The sequence below is a fragment of the Mesobaculum littorinae genome (assembly GCF_004011175.1).
Taxonomy (GTDB): domain Bacteria; phylum Pseudomonadota; class Alphaproteobacteria; order Rhodobacterales; family Rhodobacteraceae; genus Tranquillimonas; species Tranquillimonas littorinae.
Map to the genome: position 1 here is coordinate 771,697 of NZ_RQXX01000001.1, position 20,359 is coordinate 792,055.

16 protein-coding genes and 1 tRNA gene are annotated in these 20,359 nt (G+C 69.9%); 8 read left to right on the top strand and 9 right to left on the bottom strand.

The genetic code is table 11. The annotated features are described in order from the left end of the window. The first annotated feature begins 194 nt into the window (after positions 1–194). Positions 195–881 (top strand): M48 family metalloprotease, encoded by a 687-nt coding sequence (locus EKE94_RS03570; protein ID WP_127905207.1) that lies wholly within the window; start codon positions 195–197, stop codon positions 879–881. Here the strand turns inward: EKE94_RS03570 and EKE94_RS03575 are convergent. From EKE94_RS03575 to EKE94_RS18585, 3 genes are all read right to left on the bottom strand, one after another. Beyond that, positions 874–1,413 (bottom strand): RSP_2648 family PIN domain-containing protein, encoded by a 540-nt coding sequence (locus EKE94_RS03575; RefSeq protein WP_127905208.1) that lies wholly within the window; start codon positions 1,411–1,413, stop codon positions 874–876. The genes EKE94_RS03570 and EKE94_RS03575 overlap by 8 nt on opposite strands. Then, entirely contained in the window at positions 1,410–2,612 is a 1,203-nt protein-coding gene (locus EKE94_RS03580) for an RSP_2647 family RNA methyltransferase (protein WP_127905209.1), read from the bottom strand. The genes EKE94_RS03575 and EKE94_RS03580 overlap by 4 nt, the downstream gene beginning before the upstream one ends. Before the next feature lie 224 nt (positions 2,613–2,836). Next, positions 2,837–2,992, bottom strand: coding sequence for an RSP_7527 family protein (locus EKE94_RS18585; RefSeq protein WP_164870813.1), 156 nt, complete (start codon positions 2,990–2,992; stop codon positions 2,837–2,839). 257 nt (positions 2,993–3,249) lie between these two features. Between EKE94_RS18585 and edd the strand changes: the two genes are divergently transcribed. Then, positions 3,250–5,055 (top strand): phosphogluconate dehydratase, encoded by a 1,806-nt coding sequence (edd, locus tag EKE94_RS03585; RefSeq protein ID WP_127905210.1) that lies wholly within the window; start codon positions 3,250–3,252, stop codon positions 5,053–5,055. Positions 5,056–5,207: 152 nt separating this feature from the next. On the opposite strand, the gene EKE94_RS03590 is transcribed toward edd, so the two are convergent. Further along, positions 5,208–5,852 carry a hypothetical protein gene (locus EKE94_RS03590; RefSeq protein ID WP_127905211.1) on the bottom strand — a complete coding sequence of 215 codons (645 nt, stop codon included), beginning with the start codon at positions 5,850–5,852 and terminating at the stop codon, positions 5,208–5,210. Between the two features lie 376 nt (positions 5,853–6,228). On the opposite strand from EKE94_RS03590, the gene eda reads away from it, so the two are divergent. Next, a complete protein-coding gene (gene eda / locus EKE94_RS03595; RefSeq protein WP_127905212.1) occupies positions 6,229–6,870 on the top strand; it encodes a bifunctional 4-hydroxy-2-oxoglutarate aldolase/2-dehydro-3-deoxy-phosphogluconate aldolase in 642 nt (213 codons plus the stop codon). Positions 6,871–6,943: 73 nt separating this feature from the next. Here the strand turns inward: eda and EKE94_RS03600 are convergent, their stop codons facing one another. Together EKE94_RS03600 and EKE94_RS03605 are read right to left on the bottom strand one after the other, a co-directional pair. Further along, positions 6,944–7,222, bottom strand: coding sequence for a hypothetical protein (locus EKE94_RS03600; protein WP_127905213.1), 279 nt, complete (start codon positions 7,220–7,222; stop codon positions 6,944–6,946). Further along, entirely contained in the window at positions 7,219–10,023 is a 2,805-nt protein-coding gene (locus EKE94_RS03605) for a bifunctional [glutamine synthetase] adenylyltransferase/[glutamine synthetase]-adenylyl-L-tyrosine phosphorylase (RefSeq protein ID WP_127905214.1), read from the bottom strand. The genes EKE94_RS03600 and EKE94_RS03605 overlap by 4 nt, the downstream gene beginning before the upstream one ends. A gap of 150 nt (positions 10,024–10,173) precedes the next feature. On the opposite strand from EKE94_RS03605, the gene EKE94_RS03610 reads away from it, so the two are divergent. The 4 genes from EKE94_RS03610 to EKE94_RS03625 all read left to right on the top strand — a co-directional run bounded on the left by EKE94_RS03610 (position 10,174) and on the right by EKE94_RS03625 (position 12,780). Continuing rightward, the gene (locus tag EKE94_RS03610; protein ID WP_127905215.1) at positions 10,174–10,653 is read left to right on the top strand and encodes a YbaK/EbsC family protein; all 480 of its coding nucleotides are present in this window, start codon (positions 10,174–10,176) and stop codon (positions 10,651–10,653) included. A gap of 123 nt (positions 10,654–10,776) precedes the next feature. Next, complete coding sequence (locus EKE94_RS03615) at positions 10,777–11,250, top strand: DUF2852 domain-containing protein (RefSeq protein WP_127905462.1); 474 nt, start codon at positions 10,777–10,779, stop codon at positions 11,248–11,250. Between the two features lie 99 nt (positions 11,251–11,349). Beyond that, complete coding sequence (locus EKE94_RS03620; protein ID WP_127905216.1) at positions 11,350–11,814, top strand: RDD family protein; 465 nt, start codon at positions 11,350–11,352, stop codon at positions 11,812–11,814. Positions 11,815–11,946: 132 nt separating this feature from the next. Beyond that, positions 11,947–12,780 (top strand): arginyltransferase, encoded by an 834-nt coding sequence (locus EKE94_RS03625; protein WP_127905217.1) that lies wholly within the window; start codon positions 11,947–11,949, stop codon positions 12,778–12,780. Positions 12,781–13,046: 266 nt separating this feature from the next. On the opposite strand, the gene amaB is transcribed toward EKE94_RS03625, so the two are convergent. The 3 genes from amaB to EKE94_RS03640 form a co-directional block, all read right to left on the bottom strand. Further along, positions 13,047–14,564, bottom strand: coding sequence for an L-piperidine-6-carboxylate dehydrogenase (gene amaB / locus EKE94_RS03630; protein WP_127905218.1), 1,518 nt, complete (start codon positions 14,562–14,564; stop codon positions 13,047–13,049). Between the two features lie 188 nt (positions 14,565–14,752). Further along, positions 14,753–16,012 (bottom strand): NAD(P)/FAD-dependent oxidoreductase, encoded by a 1,260-nt coding sequence (locus EKE94_RS03635; protein WP_127905219.1) that lies wholly within the window; start codon positions 16,010–16,012, stop codon positions 14,753–14,755. A gap of 91 nt (positions 16,013–16,103) precedes the next feature. Then, a tRNA-Gly gene (locus EKE94_RS03640) sits at positions 16,104–16,177 on the bottom strand. A gap of 688 nt (positions 16,178–16,865) precedes the next feature. Here EKE94_RS03640 and putA point away from each other — a divergent pair. After that, a complete protein-coding gene (gene putA, locus EKE94_RS03645; RefSeq protein ID WP_235855881.1) occupies positions 16,866–20,345 on the top strand; it encodes a bifunctional proline dehydrogenase/L-glutamate gamma-semialdehyde dehydrogenase PutA in 3,480 nt (1,159 codons plus the stop codon). The last annotated feature ends 14 nt before the right edge of the window (positions 20,346–20,359 follow it).

The following is a 20,359-nucleotide window of genomic DNA, read 5'->3' on the forward strand; positions in this document are numbered from 1 at the left end:
CCGGCGCTTCCTTGTTCGAGACCTGAACGCGCTTCAAGAGAGTCGGTTTCAGAAACTCTTCGTCATCTCCGGGCTTGCGGTAAATCGGCAACGTTCCGCCCAGGGGAACCTTGGCGAGCCTGCCTTCCCTCGTCACGTCGCCGCGGCGGGATGTTGCACTTTCCCAACCGCCGCGCACGACCCATATTGAGTGGATGCTGAAGTTTCTCCCGATCCTTCTGGCGGTGCTCTACGGCGTCGCGATGTATCACTTCTCGGCGCGGCGCACGCGGCGGGATCTCGATGCGCGCTCGACCGAACTGGCCGATCCCGGGCTGCGTCGCCTGACCGACCGGCTGGCGCAGGCGCTGGACCTGCCCCGCATTCGCGTGAATGTCTACGAGGTCGACGCCGTCAACGGCCTGGCCGCGCCGGACGGGCGGATCTTCATCACCCGCGGGTTCTACCAGAAATACCGCGCGGGCGAGGTTTCGGGCGAAGAGTTGATCAGCGTCATCGCGCACGAGCTGGGGCACGTGGCCCTGGGGCATTCGCGGCGCCGGATGATCGACTTTTCTGGACAGAACGCGCTGCGCACCGCGCTTGGCATGGTTCTGGGGCGGATCATCCCCGGGATCGGGTATTACCTTGCAGGGCTTCTGACCTCGCTGCTGGCGGCGCGGCTCAGCCGGGGCGACGAATACGAGGCCGACGCCTATGCCGCGGCGCTGCTGACCAAGGCGGGCATCGGCACGGCGCCGCAGAAATCGCTGTTCGCCAAGCTTGAAAGCTGGACCGCCGGGCGCGGCGGCACGACGCCAGCCTGGCTTTTAAGCCATCCCAAGACCGACGAACGTGTGGCGGCGATCGAGGCGCTGGAATCCAGGTGGAAACTTAGCTGAGCGCCTTGGCCAGCCGCGGCAGGCGCGCGCGTTTCAGCAGGCCGCGAAGGTCCAGATCCTCGCCCGACAGGCGGCAGGCCTCGGCATGGGTGGCCACGACAGCCGGCGCCACGAGATCGGCGTCCTCCTGCCAGAGCCGCATCAGGAGGGCATCGGGATCGACCCGCTCGATATCCCACTCGGCCAGCAGGTGACGCGGGAAATCGCGGGCATTCATCGTGAGGATCGCGTCGACCGATCCCGCGATCGCCGCGGCAAGCACATGCACGTCGGCGGGATCGGGCAGCCACAGGCGGGCCATGTCGCCGTCGCGCGGACGCATCTCGGCCCCCGGCCACGCCGCGCGCAGCAGCGCCACCTCGCCCCGCGCCTGAACCTCGGCCCCCGGGCCCAGCCGATCCGCGGCGCGGGCCCATTCCTCGAGGATCCGGGCCGACCAGAGCGGGGTGAACCCGCCGCGAGAGGCAACGCCCAGCACGATTTCGCGCAGCACCGTGGGGAACAGCACGTTGGCGTCGATCAGAACCTTCACGGCTGCAGGCGGAAGGTCAGCGTCTTCAGATACCCCGACTCGGCCAGGTGCGGGTGTTGCGGATGATCCGGCCCCGCAAATCCCGTCCGCAAAAGCTGCGCGCTGCGGCCGCCGCGACCGATGCCCCGGATGCTGGCGCTTCGGAACTTGGCCAGGTCGGCGGCGTGCGAGCACGAGCAGAGCACAAGGTAACCGCCCGGCGCCACCAGCGGCGCGGCCAGGCGCGCGACACGCTCGTAGGCGCGCAATCCCGCCTCCAGCGCCTGTTTCGAGGGGGCGAAGGCCGGCGGATCGCAGACCACGACGTCGAACTGCGCGCCCTCCTGCCCCAACCGGGTCAGCGCGTCGAAGGCATCCGCCTTCTCGGCGGTAAAGCGGTCGCCCTGCCCCATCGCCTCGGCCCCGCGCCGGGCGAGATCCAGCGCCGGGTCCGATCCATCGACGGCATGGGCGCTTTCCGCCCCCGCCGCGAGTCCCGCCAGGGCGAAGCCGCCGACATGGCTGAACACGTCCAGCATCCGCCCGCCACGCGCCAGCCGCGCGGCAAAGGCATGGTTCGGGCGCTGGTCGTAGAAAAGGCCGGTCTTCTGCCCACCCAGAAGGTCGGCCATGTAGATTGCGCCGTTCATCGGCACCTCGACCGGTCCCGCCAGGGCGCCCGCGATCAGACCCGACGCTTCGTCCAGACCTTCCAGGCTGCGCGCCCGGCCGCTGGCGTTCTTGACGATGGCGGTGACACCCGCCACCTCGGTCAGCGCGGCGGTCAGCTCGTCAATCAGCCGCTCGGCCCAGGCAGCGTTGGGCTGGATCACGGCCGCGTCGCCGAAACGGTCGATCACCACCCCCGGCAGGCCGTCGGCTTCGGCATGGACGAGACGGTAGAAGGGCGCGTCGTAAAGCGTCTCGCGCAGGGTCAGCGCGGCACGGAGGCGGGCGCGCAGCCACTCGGCGTCGATCCTTGCGTCGGGGTCGCGGTCCAGCATCCGCGCCATGATCTTCGAGACCGGGTTCACCGCGACGATGCCCAGCGGCTGCCGGTCGGCATCTTCGAGCCGGGCAATGCTGCCGGGCGCCAGCGCCTTGGTGCGGCGGTCGGTGACAAGCTGGTCCGCGTAAACCCACGGCGCGCCAAAGCGCAGCGGACGCGGGTCGATCTTGGGACGCAGGCGGATGACGGGAAGGTCTGGGGTATCGCTCATGCGCCGCTTCCTACCCCGTCGCGCGGCGGCCGGGAAGCGTCTTCGACAGCTAGCGGTCCGGCGCCCCATTGGCACGGGGGCCCAAATTGGGCGATCACCGACCAGACCCAAGTCGTCAGACATGAAAAAGCCCCCGTAGGCGAACCTGCGAGGGCTTTTGGCATCGTGCTGTTCCGTCGTGCGGCCCAGCCGGACCCCGCAAAGGGCCCGAAACGGATGCGATCTCAGGCGTGCTTGCCGGCGTGGGGGACGTGCAGGCGGGCACGGACCCACTTGACCAGATCTCCGGCAGCTTCGCCGATGACGCGGGCGCGCATGGCGCGGGCTTCACGTTCGATGCGGGCGATGTCTTGGAAGTGGGGGGCTTGGAACTCGGTCATCTGTCTGACGTCCTCTGTATGCAGGTCTTCTATGCGGTTGTCTGTGTGGGCGGGGCCTGATGTGTCGTCCCCGTCGCTTGATCCGAGATATAGCCAATGCTGCGACGCAGCACCACGCACACAACCGAAACCCCGCCATGCACTCAGCGAAGACCGCCGCATTGCAGCATGCCGCACGGCGGGTGGACCGTTAACGCTAACGTGGGTATTATCGCGGGTGACTCACCCAGCATGCATACAGACTGCGAAGGCCAGCCATGACGCTTCACGCCACCATCGCCGATGTCACCGCCCGGATCGTTGCGCGCAGCGCAGACAGCCGGGCCGCCTATCTGGACCGCATGGGCCGCGCCGCCGAGGCCGGCGTCGCCCGCGCCCACCTCACCTGCGGCAACCAGGCCCATGCCTATGCCGCCATGTCGCAGGACAAGACGGCGCTGGCCGAAGGCCGCGTGCCGAACCTCGGGATCGTCACCGCCTACAACGACATGCTCTCGGCGCATCAGCCGTTCGAAACCTTCCCGGAGCGGATTCGCGCAGCGGCGCGGGCCGCGGGCGCGACGGCGCAGGTCGCAGGTGGTGTGCCGGCGATGTGCGACGGTGTCACACAGGGGCAGCCGGGGATGGAGCTGTCGCTGTTCTCGCGCGACGTCATCGCGCTGGCCGCGGGGGTCGCGCTGTCGCACAACTGCTTCGATGCCTCGGTCTACCTGGGCGTCTGCGACAAGATCGTGCCGGGCCTCGTGATCGCGGCGGCGACGTTCAGCCATATCCCGGCGGTGTTCCTGCCCGCGGGACCGATGACCAGCGGCCTGCCCAACGACGAGAAATCGCGCATCCGCCAGCAATACGCCGCAGGCGAAATCGGGCGGGACGAGCTGATGGCGGCCGAGATGGCCAGCTATCACGGTCCGGGCACCTGCACCTTCTACGGCACGGCGAACTCGAACCAGATGCTGATGGAGTTCATGGGCCTGCACCTGCCCGGCGCGTCCTTCGTCAACCCCAACACGCCGCTGCGCGACGCGTTGACCGATGCGGGCGCGAAACGCGCGCTCGAGATCACGGCGCTGGGGAACGACTATCGTCCGGCGGGGCAGATCCTGGACGAAAAGGCCTTCGTCAACGGCATCGTCGGGCTGATGGCCACCGGCGGGTCGACCAACCTCGTCCTGCACCTGCCCGCCATGGCGCGGGCCGCGGGGGTGATCCTCGACACCCAGGACTTTGCCGACATCTCTTCCGCCGTGCCGCTGATGGCCAAGGTCTATCCCAACGGGTTGGCCGACGTGAACCATTTCCACGCCGCGGGCGGGCTGTCCTACATGATCGGCGAGCTGTTGGAGGGCGGTCTGCTGCATCCCGACACCAAGACGGTCGCGGGCGACGGCATGGCGCACTACACGCGCGAGCCCAAGCTGCAGGACGGTCGCCTGATCTGGGACGACGGTGCGGCCGAGACGCTGAACGACAAGATCCTGCGCCCCGTCTCGGACCCGTTCCAGAAGACCGGGGGTCTGGCCGACCTGCAGGGCAACCTGGGCCGCGCGGTCATGAAGGTCTCGGCCGTGGCGCCAGAACGTCACGTGATCGAGGCCCGCGCCCGTATCTTCGCCGATCAGGCCGAGGTGAAGGAGGCGTTCCGCCGCAACGAAATCACCGAGGATACGGTCGTCGTCGTCCGCTTCCAGGGGCCCAAGGCCAACGGCATGCCGGAGCTGCATTCCCTGACGCCCACGTTGGCGGTGCTGCAGGACCGGGGACTCAAGGTCGCGCTGGTGACCGACGGGCGGATGTCGGGGGCGTCGGGCAAGGTCCCGGCGGCGATCCATCTCGCGCCCGAGGCGGCGGATGGCGGCCCCATCGCCAAGCTGCGCGACGGCGACATCGTCCGTGTCGACGCGGTGGCGGGCACGATCAGCGTGCTGGCCGAGGATTTCGAGACACGCGCGCCGGTGACGGCAGACCTTTCGGCCAACGGCCACGGCATCGGCCGGGAAATGTTCGAGGTGTTCCGCCAGAACGTCGGGCTATCCAGCCGCGGCGCCGCCGTGGTGGTCTGAACCCCGAAACGGGCCTCAGAGGGGGCCGGGCACAGGGCACTCACCATGCCCTGTGCCGGACCAGTCCGTGCCGCTGCTTTACGCAGGCCATCCGGCGCCCCCTCGGGGCGCATGAGGCCGGGCTTCGGCGCCCCTCAGCGGGCGCCGAAATCTCATTCGCGGTCGAGGTAGAAGGCGCCTTCGCCGCTGTAAAGCTCGTTGCCCTCGTCATCGGCGACATACACCAACGTGTCGCCCGCAACGCCCGAGGCGCCTTCGCCCGCGAAGACCCCGCCGAAGACGGCGGCGGTTCGGGCGGATCGACCATCGATCTCAAGCTCGCCCACGGTGGCCACGGCGATCCCGCCGCTTGTCAATGCGACCGGGCCGTCGGGCCCATCAACCACCTCGGTTTCGCGGATGAGTTCGCTTTGCACGACATCGGGGTCGGAGCGCAGGGTGCCCGCGATCCTCTCGGTCCCCGCGGGCGTCACCGAGCGGATGTTCGACACCTCGGCCGAAATCGGGTCCGACACGGCGGGATCGAAGTTGATGCTCATGTCGACATCGGCGAGGATTTCGCCGGCCGGACGATCGGCGGCATCCGACATCGCGACGCGCGTGCCCCCCGCGAAATCCGCCCGCCCCGAGGCGGGCAGATCCAGCGTCGGGCCCCGATCCACGACCCGTTCGAAACTCTCGTCGAAATCCCGCTGCGTGACATCGCGCGGTCCGCTATCGCCGCCGCCACCACTGCACCCGGCAAGACCGGCAAAGGCCGCCAGCGCCAAGGCCGACGCACCAATCCTGATCAACATCCCCAAATCCTCCAACGACATCGCCGGACCCGGTCCGCGCGATGTCAGCCCACTCGAACGCCCGGATCATCCCGACACGGGCGTGGTTCGAACCCTGACGGCGGCGCGGCAGGTCCGACCTTGCCGTCCGCCGCGTTTCCCGGGCCGTGTCGGATCTAATGGGCCTGCGCGCGTAGCGGTCAACGGAAATGTGAGACGCTCCATCACTTATAGTGACACCGCGTCAGGAACCGCCTGCCCGCGCAGTGCGCAGGGCCAATGGGCACGCCCTATACGCCCCGCTCAGGCGGGAACCCGCGTGGGGGGCGCGGGCCGGTGGACAGTTCCGGGCCCCGGGGGCTAGATGCAGCCGTAACAGATGATAACGGAGCCCGGAATGACCCCCGAAGACGCCTCTGCCCAAGCTGCCGAACTTTGCCGCCTCGCCCCGGTGATCCCGGTTCTGGTGATCGAGGATGCCGCCAAGGCGCGCCTGCTGGGCGAGGCTCTGGTCGCGGGCGGTCTGCCCGCGCTCGAGGTCACGCTGCGCACCCCTGCCGCGCTGGACGCAATCCGCGAGATGGCCGCCATTCAGGGCGCCCGCGTCGGCGCCGGCACCCTGCTGACCCCGGCGGATGTCGAGGCGGCCAAGGCCGCCGGCGCGACCTTCGGGGTTTCACCCGGGGCCACCCAGCGCATCGTCGATGCCTGCGAGGCCAACGACCTGCCCCTGCTGCCGGGTGCTGCGACGGCGACCGAAGCCATGTCGCTCCTGGAACGCGGATACACGGTGCAGAAGTTCTTTCCCGCCGAGGCGTCGGGCGGGGCACCGGCGCTCAAGGCAATCGGTGCGCCGCTGCCGCAGATCTCGTTTTGCCCCACGGGCGGCGTGTCGCTGAAAAACGCCACGAGCTACCTGTCGCTGCCCAACGTCCTGTGTGTCGGCGGCAGCTGGGTGGCGCCCGCGCAGATGGTCGAGGCCGGGGACCGCGCCGGGATCGAGGCGCTGGCCAGGGAAGCCGCGTCGCTGCCGCGCTGACCCGTCAGAAAAACCGGATCCCCCCGCCGCCGGCGTGGCAGCGCCGAGGGTGAGGGGCCCGCTGTCCCGGCCGCTAGTGCCGGGACAGCCGCGCCGCGCGGCCGCCGCGCCGCTGGGTGCCGGGCGCATCTTCCAGCCCCGCGCGCAGCACCGTCGTCATCGGGTGTGCCTCTGGCGCGCCATGCCGATCGAGCAGGCGCGGGATGGCGTCCTGTGCCGTGGTCCCGGGCGCAAGCGACAGCGCCCAGTCGAGGAAGATGCCCCGGCAATCCTCGGCAGTGATGCCCTCGATCACGTAGCTTTCGCGGATCAGGCCCTTGGGATCGATGGGATCGATGGATTTCTCGGTCATGCAGGCCTCTCCGTCGGGACGTGCAGCGCGCGTCCTATGATGTCGTCGCTTTGCGCCGCCACCCGGTCGAGCGCCGCGGGCAGCTCGGCGATGGCGGTGCCGGTGGCGCGTTCCATGAACGTCTCGGCCCCCTGCCCCGGCGGCGGGCCGTCCGCGCCGGACCATCCGCCGTCCGTCCCCATGAGCCCCAGCGCCGCCCGCACCCGGCGGAAGAGGCTATGCGCCTGCGTCAGGCAATCGGCGTCGGTCTTGTCGATCAGCCCGGCCTCGGCCCCGCCGGCGATCTGCGCCTGCGGGCTCTGCTCGACGCTGCCCGACAGGAGGGCGAGCGCCGAGGCCATAAGCTCGATATCCTGCAACCGGCCCGGGCCGGACTTGGGCTGAAGACCGCCGGTCGCGGGGGCCGCGGCGGCCAGTCTTTCGCGCATCGCGGCGGTGTCGGTGCGCACCTGATCCGCGTCGTGAGGGCGTGTCAGAAGCTTCTGCCGGAACCCCTCGATATCGCGGGCCAGATCCCGGTCGCCCGCGACAGGGCGCCCACGGGTCAGGGCCAGGTGTTCCCACGTCCAGGCCTCTTCGCACTGGTAGCGGCGAAAGGCTGGGAGCGCGGTGGCGACGGGCCCCTGCTTGCCCGAGGGGCGCAGGCGCATGTCGACCTCGTAAAGCCGTCCGCCCGCCATCGGCGCCGTCAGCGCGGTGACCAGCGCCTGGGTCAGGCGGGCGTAATAGGTCCGCGACGGCAGCGGGCGCCGCCCCTCGGACGCCTCGACACCCGCATCGTCGTAGATCGCGATCATGTCGAGATCGCTTTGCGCGGTCAGCGATCGAGCGCCCAGCGACCCCATGCCCATGATCACCGCGCCCCGCCCCGGCGCCGGACCATGGCGGCTGGCGAAATCCTCGGCCACGCGGGGAAACAGGGCCGACAAGACGGCGCCCGCTAGGTCGGCGTAGTGCGTGCCCGCCTCGTCGGCTCCGATCAGCCCGCGCAGGTGATGCACGCCGACGCGGAAATGCCAGTCCCGCATCCAGTGCCGCGCGGTGTCGAGCGCGCCTTCATAGTCGCCCGCCTGGTCGATCCGTCCGGCCAGCTCGGCGCGCAGCGCGGCCTCACCCGGCCATGGTTCGAAGAAGGTGCCGCCGATCACCGCGTCGAAGACGCCCGAGTTGCGGGACAGGTAGCGCGCGAGGTCGGGCGCCGTGTCGGCAATGTCGATCAGCAGGTCGACCAGATGCGGATTGGCCTCGAACAGCGAAAAGAGCTGCACGCCCGCCGGCAGCCCGGCCAGGAACCCGTCTAGATGCACGAGCGTGCGGTCGGGCGCCCCGGTGCGCTGCACCTTGTCCACGAGCATCGGCTGCAACCGGTGAAAGATCGCCTGTGCACGCTCGGACCGCAGCGCGGGATAGCTGCTCCAGCGTTCGATGATACGGGCCTGATCCTCGGTCGGCTCGGCCACGTCGCCGGAGTGGTGGCCCGTCCCGGGGGCAAAGAAATCCTCGGTCAGTTCTGCCACGCGGGTCAGGCGCTCGGTCAGCTCGGCGCGCAGGCCGGGGGTGTCGCGCCCCATCAGCGCGGCGATCCGGTCCAGCCCCTGGTCCGAGCCGGGCAGCTGGTGGGTCTGCGCGTCGCCCACCATCTGCAGCCGGTGTTCGACCTCGCGGTGCGCGCGGTAGTCCTGCGCCAGCTGGTCGGTCACATCGCCCGGCACCCATCCCGCGGCGGCCAGCCGGGCCAGCCCCTCGACCGTGCCGCGCACCCGCAGCGACGCGTCGCGGCCGCCCGCGATGATCTGCCGGGTCTGGGTGAAGAACTCGATTTCGCGAATGCCGCCACGGCCCAGTTTCATGTCGTGGTCGGGCAGCGTGATCGGGCCGCCCAGCCCCTTGTGGCTGCGGATCCGCAGGCGCATGTCGTGCGCGTCCTGGATCGCGGCGAAATCCAGGTGGCGCCGCCAGATGAAGGGGTGCAGACGATCAAGATACGCCGTGCCCGCGTCGATGTCGCCGGCACAGGGGCGGGCCTTGATATGCGCGGCCCTTTCCCACGTGCGGCCCACGCTTTCATAGTAGCGTTCGGCCGCCTCGGTCGACATGCAGACCGGTGTGACCGCCGGATCGGGCCGCAACCGCAAATCGGTGCGGAAGACATAGCCGCCGGCGTCGGTCTCGGACAGGATCCCCGCCATGCTGCGCGTCGCCTTGATGAAGGTTGTGCGCGCGGCAAGATAGGCGTCCGCCTCGAACCGGCTTTCGTCGAAAAGGCAGATCAGGTCGATGTCGGAGGAATAGTTCAGCTCGCCCGCCCCCATCTTCCCCATCGCCAGGACCAGCATTCCGGCGCGGGCGGGATCGGTGTCGGGCGCGATCCCGGGCAGCTTGTTGCGCGCGATCAGGGGGGTCAGCGCGGCAGCGAGGGCCCCCTGCACGGCCATGTCGGCAAGGTCGGTCAGCGTGCCGGTGACCTGCTCCAGCGACCACAGGCCGCCCAGATCCGCCAGCGCGGTCAGCAGCGCGATCCGCCGCTTGGCCTGCCGCAGGCCGCCGCGCATCTCGTCTGGCGGCAGCTTGCGCAGGGTCGCGAACGTGGCGTCCCGGGCGGCGTCCGGTCCGGCCTCCAGCGCCTCGGCCAGCCAGTCGGTCTCGCGCTCGATCAGGCCGCGCAGGTAGGGCGAACTGCCCGCGGTGCCACGGATCAGGTCGGCGACCTCGGGCGGCTGCGGCGGCAACAGCGCCAGCGCCTCGTCGCCGCGGTCGGGCTCGTAGGCATGCGGGCTGCGGGTGAGGGATGCAAAGCTCATGACTGCGGGTTTGGCGGGCGGCGCCCCGCGGGTCAAGCATCCTGCGCGTGCGGGGCTCAGGTCGGGGCTATGGTGGGGGCGTGGGGGGGCTTGCAGACCCCGCGGCATCGCGGCACGAGGGTCGAACCAAGCAGGGGGAGATGCCGCGCCATGTCGAAAAGTCTCAAACGCGTCGCCCGGGCGCTTGCCGATGCCGGGATCGACACCGAGATCGTCGAGATGTCCGAGGGCACGCGCAGCGCCGCCGATGCCGCCCGCGCGGTGGGATGCGAGATCGACCAGATCGCCAAGTCGATCATCTTTCGCGGGCAGGACAGCGGCACCGCGCTGCTGTTCCTGACCGCAGGCGGCAACCGGGTGTCGTCCGAGGCGGCCGAAGTCTGCGCGGGCGAACCGCTTGGAAAGGCGGATGCCGCGCTGATCCGGGCGCAGACCGGCTTTGCCATTGGCGGTGTCGCGCCGCTGGGCCACCTGTCGCCGATCCGCGCCTTCTGCGACCCGCGCCTGACCGAGTTCGACAGCGTCTGGGCGGCCGGCGGCACGCCGCGCCACGTGTTCCGGATTGCCCCTGCCGAGCTTCTGCGCGTCACCGAAGCACAGCTCGCTGAGTTTACCGGGAAACCGGCGTAGCGCGCTCCGCAGGGCGCATGTGAAAAAGATTTACATTGCCCCTTGCAGAACCGCCCCTCCCTTCCGATCTAGAGTAATGTGAAAGGCATTTACATCAACCGAGACATGGGAGACCCGACCGAGATGAGCACCTTTACCGATTACCAGCCGCTGCGTCGCATGGGCTGGCCCGCCCGGGCCGAGGCCTGGATGGACGCCCGTGGCAAGGGCGCGTGGATCGCCGCGATGGTCGTGGGCTTCATCGCCTTCTGGCCTCTGGGCCTGGCGCTGTTGGCCTACATGTTCTGGGGCAAGCAGATGTTCCGGGGCGATGGCTGCGGCCGTGGCGCCCGGCGGATGCGGCACACGGGCGCGGTCCGGCGTAGCTCGGGCAACACCGCCTTCGACGCCTACAAGGCCGAGACCCTCCGCCGGCTGGAAGACGAGCAGGACGCGTTCGAGGCCTTCCTGGACCGCCTGCGCGCCGCCAAGGACAAGTCCGAGTTCGACCAGTTCATGGACGACCGCGCCCGCAAGACCGACGCCGATGGCCGCGACCATGAGGACGGCACCGATGAAGACGCCGGCGCACGACAGCCCGGGTCTGCCCCGGCTTGAATCGCGGGGCCTCCAAGCACACATCCGGGGTGTCCGCGCGTTGCGGGCGGCCCGGATGCCACCTCGCCCCCGCCGTATCTCCGAAGGAGACCCGAGTTCATGACCACGATCGAAAGCACCCCCGTCTGGGACGGCCTTCCCGATCCCGAAACCGAAGCCGAATTCTATGAGGGCGTGCCCACCAAGCGTGCGATTGCCTGGTGTCTGGACGTGACGCTGATCGGCATCGTGTCGGTCGTGCTGGTGCCCTTCACCCTCTTCACGGCGCTGTTCTACTTTCCCGTCCTGATGGCGGTCGTGGGGTTCCTTTATCGCTGGGTCTGCCTGACGCGCGGCTCGGCGACGCTGGGGATGCGGCTGACCGGGATCGAGATCCGCGACCACAGCGGCGCGCGGCTGGACCCGACCGGCGCCTTCCTGCACACGGCGGGCTATGCCGCATCGCTGGCTATCTTTCCGCTGCAGCTTGTGTCGATCGCGCTGATGCTGATCTCTCCCCGCGCGCAGGGCCTGACCGACCATGGACTTGGCACTGCCGCGATTAACCGTCCCGCCGAGGGGTAAGCCCCTCGCCACCCCCCCTGCCCCCGCGCCTTAAGCCTGGCGCGGGATTTTGCCTGTTTCGCGTGCATTGAAGGCTATGCAGAGCGGACGAGGCTTGCTAACGTCGCCCCCGGAATTCCGGACCTCCCCCACATGCGCCACACCCTTCCCATAGCCCCCCAGTTCTACGTGACCGCGCCCCAGCCGTGCCCCTATCTCGAGGGTCGGATGGAGCGGAAGCTGTTTACTGCGCTTCAGGGCGACACCGCCGAGCCGTTGAACGACGCGCTGTCGAAGCAGGGGTTCCGCCGCAGCCAGAACGTCCTCTACCGGCCCTCCTGCGCCGAATGCGCGGCGTGCCTGTCGGCACGAATCCGCGTGGCCGACTTCAAGCCGTCCAAGACCCAGCGCCGGATCCTCAAGCGCAACGCCGCCCTACGGCGGCAGGCCAACGCCCCCTGGGCGACCGAGGATCAATACGCGCTGTTCCGGCACTACCTTGACCAACGGCACGCCGATGGCGGAATGGCCGACATGGACATCTTCGAATTCGCGGCGATGATCGAAGAGACCCCGATCCGCAGCCGCGTCGTCGAATACATGCGCCCCGACGAGGACGGCGGCGCGCCCGATCTGGCGGCGGTGTGCCTGACCGACGTGCTGGATGACGGCCTGTCGATGGTCTACTCCTTCTACGACCCCGACGCGCAGGCGGATTCACTCGGCACCCATATCATCCTCGATCATATCGAGATCGCGCGCGAGGCCGGCCTGCCCTATGTCTACCTGGGCTACTGGGTGCCCGGCAGCCCCAAGATGGGGTACAAGGCACGCTTCAACTCGGTCGAGGTCTATGTCCACGGCGCATGGCAGGACCTTGGCGACCCCGAGGGCTATTCCTCGGAAACCCACCCTCTGTCGACCGATCCGATCGCCGAACAGGTTGCCCAGATCAACCTCCCCGACACCCGCGGCACCCGGCGCTAGCCTCCGAAAAAGACGCGCGGCCCGGCTTGCCGGGTCTGGCAGCGGGCTGCGGTCGCGATGTGCCATCCCACCATACCGCCGCGCGTGGGGGAACCCACGCCCTTCTCACGCCGCCGGACCATCCTTTTATCCCCCACTCTTAACGTGCCTCCCGGGCCCGGGAGGTGGGGCTTGCGCCCCGGCACACTGCCGCGACACGACGGAAAGGTGACGTCCCCGCCCCCGTGCCGCGACGGCCGGGCACGCAGTTGCCCGGACCTGCAGGGTCAGCCGATGTCGAAGGTCACGCCCTGCGCCAGGGGCAGATCGCGTGAGTAGTTGATTGTATTGGTGGCCCGGCGCATGTAGGCGCGCCACGCGTCCGATCCGCTTTCGCGGCCGCCGCCGGTCTCCTTCTCGCCCCCGAAGGCGCCGCCGATCTCGGCGCCCGAGGTGCCGATATTGACGTTGGCGATGCCGCAGTCCGACCCGCGGGCCGACAGGAACACCTCCATCTCGCGCAGGTCGGTGGTGAAGATCGACGACGACAGGCCGCCGCCCACCGCGTTGTGATCCTCGATCGCGGCGTCCAGATCGCTGTAGCGCATGACGTAGAGGATCGGGGCGAAGGTCTCCTCCATCACCGGGCCGGTCTGCGCCGGCATCTCGACCAGCGCGGGGCGAACGTAGATCGCCGTCTCTGGGCCCACCTCGACCCGCTCGCCGCCATGCACGGTTCCGCCCGCCTCCTGCGCTGTCCGAAGCGCGACGCCCATGGCGTCGAACGCCGCGGCGTCGATCAGCGGGCCGACCAGCGCGTCGGTTTCCAGCGGGTTGCCGATGCTGACCGAGGCATAGGCCCGTTTGAGCGCGGGAACGAGCTCGTCATAAACGCTGTCATGCACGAAAAGCCGCCGCATGGTGGTGCAGCGCTGTCCGGCGGTGCCCATGGCGCCGAAGGCGATGGCCCGCAGCGCCATGTCCAGGTCGGCCGAGGGGCAGACGATCCCGGCGTTGTTGCCGCCGAGTTCCAGGATCGAGCGGCCGAACCGCGCCGCGACCCGGGGCCCCACGATGCGGCCCATCCGGGTGGACCCGGTGGCCGAGACCAGCGCGACCTTCGGGCTGTCGGTAATGACCTCGCCCACCTCGGGTCCGCCGATCAGGATCTGGCTCAGCCCCTCCGGCGCGTCGCCGAAGCGGGCCAGCGCCCGGTCGAACACCGCCTGGCAGCCGATCGCGGTCAGCGGCGTCTTCTCCGACGGCTTCCAGACCACTGGATCGCCGCAGACCAGCGCCAGCGCCGCGTTCCAGCACCACGGCGCCAGCGGAAAGTTGAAGGCCGTGATGATGCCGACGACGCCCAGCGGATGCCAGGTTTCCATCATCCGATGCCCGGGGCGTTCGGTGGCGATGGTCAGGCCGTAAAGCTGGCGCGACAGGCCCACGGCAAAGTCGCAGATGTCGATCATCTCCTGCACTTCGCCTGCGCCCTCGGACGGGCTCTTGCCCGCCTCTATCGACACCAGCCGGCCCAGCTCCTCCTTCGAGGCGCGCAGTTCCTCGGCGAAAAGCCGGACCAGTTCGCCGCGCTTCGGGGCGGGCACCAGCCGCCAGTCGCGGAAGGCCGCCGCGGCACGGTCGATCGCGGAGGCGGCCGAGGCGGCATCGTCGGTGGCGACATGGGCCACGGCCTCGCCCGTCAGGGGCGAAATCACGGCCTGTCCGCCCGCCACCTCCAGATCGCGGGAAACGCCGCAGGCCGCCAGCGTGTCGCGGGTCATCTCGGAAAGCGGCTGTGTCATCTGAAAAATCTCCCTGTATCGCGCCACTTCGGGCGTCTTGGTCATGGTCCGCCGTCCCCATCTGTGCGCGTCCGCGGCGTGGCGGCGGTTTGCAGGCTGGCGTCGTGCGAGGCGATGGCTTGCCCGGCGAACACCCCCGGCGTCCGAAGGTCTGCCCCGGCGGCGCGCGGATCGCAAGTCTGCGGGGCCTAACCCGCGCGGCGCAGGCCCGTGGCATGGACCAGCAGCGCACCTGCCTCGACCACCGCGCCGCGCAGGCGTGGGATCGGTTCGGCATAGGCGTCACGGGCCGGGATCGGCAGCGCGTCCTCCGAACCCTCGATTGCCGCCCGGGCCAGGGCGCGGCCGAAGACGGTGCCGGGCCCGATCCCGCGCCCCGAGTAGCCGAAGACGGCATAACCGCCGGGACCCAGCCTGAGGATTTTCGGCAGATGGTCGCGGGTTACGGCGATCCGTCCGTGCCATGCGTGGGTGATGCGGGGCGGCGCGATGCCGGGGAACAGCGCCCGCAGTTTCCGCGCCGCCCAGTCGCGGTGCAGCCCCGCAGCGGGATGGCCGAGCGCGCCGATACCGCCCAGGATCAGTCGCCCCGCGGCATCCATGCGGAACGAACTCATGACCGGGGCGGTATCCCAGCAGCCCTCGCCTCCGACGAGGATCCGCGCCCGCAGGTCCTCTGGCAGCGGCGCGGTCGCGAGCTGAAAGTAATGCATCGGCGCAAAGCGGCGGCGGGCAGCGGGCGTGCCGGCATAGGCATTCGTCGCCTCGATCAGCGCGCGGGCGCGGATCACGTGTCCCCCCACCGTGACCTGCCAGCCTGTCGCGGTGCGATGCCACGCGGCAGGCGTGTGCTCGACCAAGCGCGCACCCGCCGAGACGGCCGCGCGCGCCAGTCCACGGGCATAGCCCAGCGGCTGGATCGTTCCGGCGCGCGGGTCGAAAAGCGCGCCATGCACCGCCGCGCTGCCGGTGCGGCTTCGCGCCTCTGCTGCGTCGAGCAGTTGCACCGGCGCGCCCCTCGCGGTCAGCTGGGCGTGGCGGCGGCGCAGATCGCGCAGGCCCGACGGCGCATGGGCGCAATGCAGCGTGCCCGCGCGCCGCGCCTCGCACCTTATCTGGAACTGCTCGATCAGGGTGAAGACATCCCCCGGCGCCGCCGCGAGAAGGGCGTTGAACCGGACGCCCGTCTGCGGGCCCAGCAGCTGCTCGACCTCGTCCGGCGGCGTCCAGAGTCCCGCGTTGACAAGGCCCACGTTGCGCCCCGACCCGCCCTCGCCCACCGTCGCAGCCTCGATCACGCAGACGCGGGCCCCGGCGAGAGAGGCGTGCAGCGCCGCCGAGAGGCCCGTGAAGCCCGCGCCGATCACCACGAGGTCGACCTCGGTATCGCGGTCGAGCGGGGGCGCCGCGACATGCTCCTCGACCGTGTCCTGCCACAGCGCGCGCATTCAAGCCCCCTGTTCCGGCCGAACGACGGCCCCAAGGTCAGCCTGCCGCAAAAGACGCAGGGCGCAATGAAAAACTTCGAGGGAGGGGATGTGGAGCGGGTAGACGGAATCGAACCGACATAGCCTGCTTGGAAGGCAGGGGCTTTACCATTAAGCTATACCCGCTCAGGGTGGGCGCATGCCTAGCGCAGCGTTGGGCGGCGGTCAACTCGGATCCTGCGAGGTGTCGTCGGGTCGGCCGGCGCCGGGGCTGTCTGGTGCGGACTGCGGGACTCGAACCCGCACTCCCGAAGGACACAGATTTTCGTACCACTTCGGCTTTCGCCGCCGCGCCCCTGGGGGGCTCGTTCGTGGTCTGGACTATCCCTTCACCATAGCCCCGGTTCCCCGGACCCTTAGGCGCCGCCCGTCTAGTCTCTACACCTTCCCGGCGTTTCAGCGCCGGGCTTGGCTCGGGATCGGCACGGGCGCCCGAAGGCCCCAGAGCTTTCCCCGAATTTGAGCGGTTCTACCCGGCGGTTTCCCCCTCGGGCACTCCAAATCGTCAAAGTCTGCTGCGTCTACCAATTCCGCCACGTCCGCACGGGGCGGTATTTGCCACATCGCGGCGGCAATGGCGACCGCTTTTGCGCGACTCGCCCCGGGCGCGGTCGCGGCCCGGTTCCGTGCCGCACCGCAGGCCACGCATCGCAGCCAGACGTCGCGCGCGGGGCCCGGAATGTCGCATATCGGATCCTTTCAAAATCGGGCATCCCCGATGTAACGGGCAGTTTGCAACTCGGGTACATCACTGTACAGATCTGGTGACGGGACCCCGATCCACCCCCCGTGTAGCCGTCGGAAAAGGAGCCTCATGCCCGCGACCTGCCCCATCCCGCCGTCCGCCCGGCTCATCATGCCGAAATACGCCGATCCCGCCAATGTGCTGTCGGCCTGCGTCGCCGACGCCGGGCTGTCGTCCGAGGCGCGGGAAGAAATCGTGACGCGTGCCGCGGACTACGTCCGCAAGATCCGTGCCGACCGCAATCCCGGCCTGATGGAGATGTTCCTGTCGGAATACGGCCTGTCGACGGAAGAAGGCATCGCCCTGATGTGTTTGGCCGAGGCGCTGCTGCGCGTGCCCGACGCCGACACCATCGACGCGCTGATCGAGGACAAGATCGCGCCCTCGGACTGGGCCAAGCACATGGGGCATTCGGCCTCTCCGCTGGTCAATGCCTCGACCTGGGCGCTGATGCTGACGGGCCGCGTGCTGGAGGATCCCAAGCCGGGGATCGCGGGGCACCTGCGCGGCGCCGTGCGCCGTTTGGGCGAGCCGGTGATCCGCCGCGCCGTGGCCCGCGCGATGCGCGAGATGGGGCGCCAGTTCGTCCTGGGCGAGGACATGCCGCGCGCGATGAACCGCGCCGCCGGGATGGAAGCCAAGGGCTATACCTATTCCTACGACATGCTGGGCGAGGCTGCCCGCACGGCCGCCGACGCGGCGCGCTACCTGACCGCCTATCGCGGCGCGATCGAGGTCATGGCCCCGCGCGCGACCAAGGGCGACATCCGCCGCAACCCGGGCCTGTCGGTCAAGTTCTCGGCCCTGCACCCGCGGTACGAGGTCGCACAGGCCGACCGGGTGCTGAGGGACCTCGTGCCCGTGGTCCGCGACCTGGCGCAAAAGGCCAAGGCGGCGGGCATCGGCCTGAACGTCGACGCGGAAGAGGCCGACCGGCTGGAGCTGTCGCTGGCGGTGATCGAACGCGTGCTCGAGGACCCGGCGCTGGCCGGCTGGGACGGCTTCGGCGTCGTCGTGCAGGCCTATGGCCAGCGGGCGGGCGCAGCGATCGACTGGATCGACGCACTGGCCGAGCGGCTGGACCGAAGGGTCATGGTGCGTCTGGTCAAGGGCGCCTACTGGGATACCGAGGTCAAGCATGCCCAGACGATGGGAATGGACGGCTTTCCGGTCTTCACCGACAAGGCCGCGACCGATGTCAGCTATCTCGGCAATGCGCGGCGGCTTCTGCAAAAACGGGCGCGGATCTATCCGCAGTTCGCCACGCACAACGCCCATACCGTCGCCGCGATCCTCAAGATGGTCGAGGATGAGGGCGCCGCGCACGACAGCTTCGAATTCCAGCGTCTGCACGGCATGGGCGAACGGCTGCACGATCTGGTCATGGCCGATCACGGCACCCGCTGCCGCATCTATGCCCCGGTCGGCGCGCATCGCGATCTGCTGGCCTATCTCGTACGGCGGCTTCTTGAGAACGGGGCGAACTCGTCCTTCGTCAACCGGATCGTCGACACCCGCGTCCCGCCCGAGGCGGTGGTCCCCTGCCCCTTCGACGCCATGCAGACGAACCGGCGGCTGCCGACCGGCGCGGATCTCTACCGGCCCGAGCGGGCGAACTCGGCGGGCTTCGACCTGACCGACCCCGCCCAGCTAGACCGGATCGACGTCGCGCGCGATCCGCACCGACAGGCCGAATTCTCTGCCGCGCCCATGCTGGCCGAAACGCCCGCCGCGGCGCAGACCGAACCCGGCGACGGCCCCGCCCCCACGCCGCGGCCCAGCCCCGTCGATCCCGCCGACGTGCCGGGTCACGTGCGCGATGCATCGCCCGCCGATATCGACGCAGCGCTCGACGCCGCGCAGGTCTGGAGCGCCCCGCGCGAGGAACGCGCCCGGGTGCTGTCGGCGGCGGCCGACCTCTACGAGCAGGATTTCGGCGCGCTCTTCGCCCTGCTCGCCCGCGAGGCGGGCAAGACCATGACCGATGCGGTGGCCGAGCTGCGCGAGGCGGTGGATTTCCTGCGCTACTACGCCGCCCGCCTGCCCGATCAGGCGCCCCTGGGCCGTGTGACCTGCATTTCGCCCTGGAACTTCCCGCTGGCGATCTTCAGCGGGCAGATCGCCGCCGCCCTGGGCGCCGGCAACGCGGTGCTGGCCAAGCCCGCGCCGCAAACCCCGCTGATCGCCGCCCGCGCGATCGCGCATCTGCATGCCGCGGGGGTGCCGGCCGGGGCGCTGCAGCTTCTGCCCGGCGGCGGCGAAGTCGGCGCGGCGCTGACCTCCGACCCCCGGGTCGACGGGGTGGTTTTCACCGGCTCGACCGCGACGGCGCGCCACATCGCGCGGGCGATGGCCGATACCCTCGCCCCGGGCGCGCCGCTCATCGCCGAAACCGGCGGGCTGAACGCGATGATCGTGGACAGCACCGCGCTGCCCGAGCAGGCGGTGCGCGACATCCTTGCCTCGGCCTTCCAGTCCGCCGGGCAGCGGTGCTCGGCGCTGCGCTGTCTCTACGTTCAGGAGGACATCGCAGGGAGTTTCAAGAAGATGCTCTTCGGTGCGATGGACGCGCTTGAAACCGGCGACCCGTGGGAGCTGGGGACCGATTCCGGGCCGCTGATCGACGCCGCCGTGCATGGCCGGATCTCGGGCTATGTCGAGGCCGCCCGCACCGAGGGCCGCGTGCTGCACGAGGCGACGCAATCCGGTCCCGGTCACGCGCTGCCCCCCGTCGTGATCGAGGTTCCGGGCATCGGCGCGATGGAGGACGAGATCTTCGGCCCCGTCCTGCATCTCGCCACCTACCGGTCGGACGAGATCGACGCGGTGATCGACGCGATAAACGCGCGTGGCTATGGGCTGACCTTCGGCCTGCACACCCGCATCGACGACCGCGTCCAGCACGTGGTCGAGCGGCTGACCGTCGGCAACCTCTACGTCAATCGCAACCAGATCGGCGCGGTCGTGGGGTCCCAGCCCTTCGGCGGCGAGGGCCTTTCGGGCACCGGGCCCAAGGCGGGCGGGCCGCTTTACCTGCCCAAGTTCACCCGCCCCGAAACCCCTGCGCCGGGCGCGCAGGACGACGCCGCGCGCCCCGTGAATGCCGCGCAGCTGCAGGCAGATATCGATGCGGCGCGCCTGCGCACCCCGCCCGAGGTCGCGCTGCTGCCCGGCCCCACCGGCGAGACCAATCGCCTGACGACCTTTCCGCGGGCGCCGGTGCTCTGCCTTGGCCCCGGGGCGCAGACGGCCGCGCAGCAGGCCGACGCCGTAACCGCCGCCGGCGGCCTGGCCGTCGTGCCCGGCGGCCAGGTCCCGCCCGAGACGCTGGCGCAGCTGGGCGGCTTCGGCGGCGCGATCTGGTGGGGCGAGGCCGAGGCCGGTCGCGCCCATGCCCGGGCGCTGGCGGACCGCGAGGGGCCGATCCTGCAACTTCTGACCGGGGTGCCGCGCAGGTCCGACGTGCTGCACGAACGTCATCTTTGCGTCGACACGACGGCCTCGGGCGGGAATGCCGCGCTGCTGGCCGAGATGGGCAACACGCCCTGACCCGCGCGCGCGGT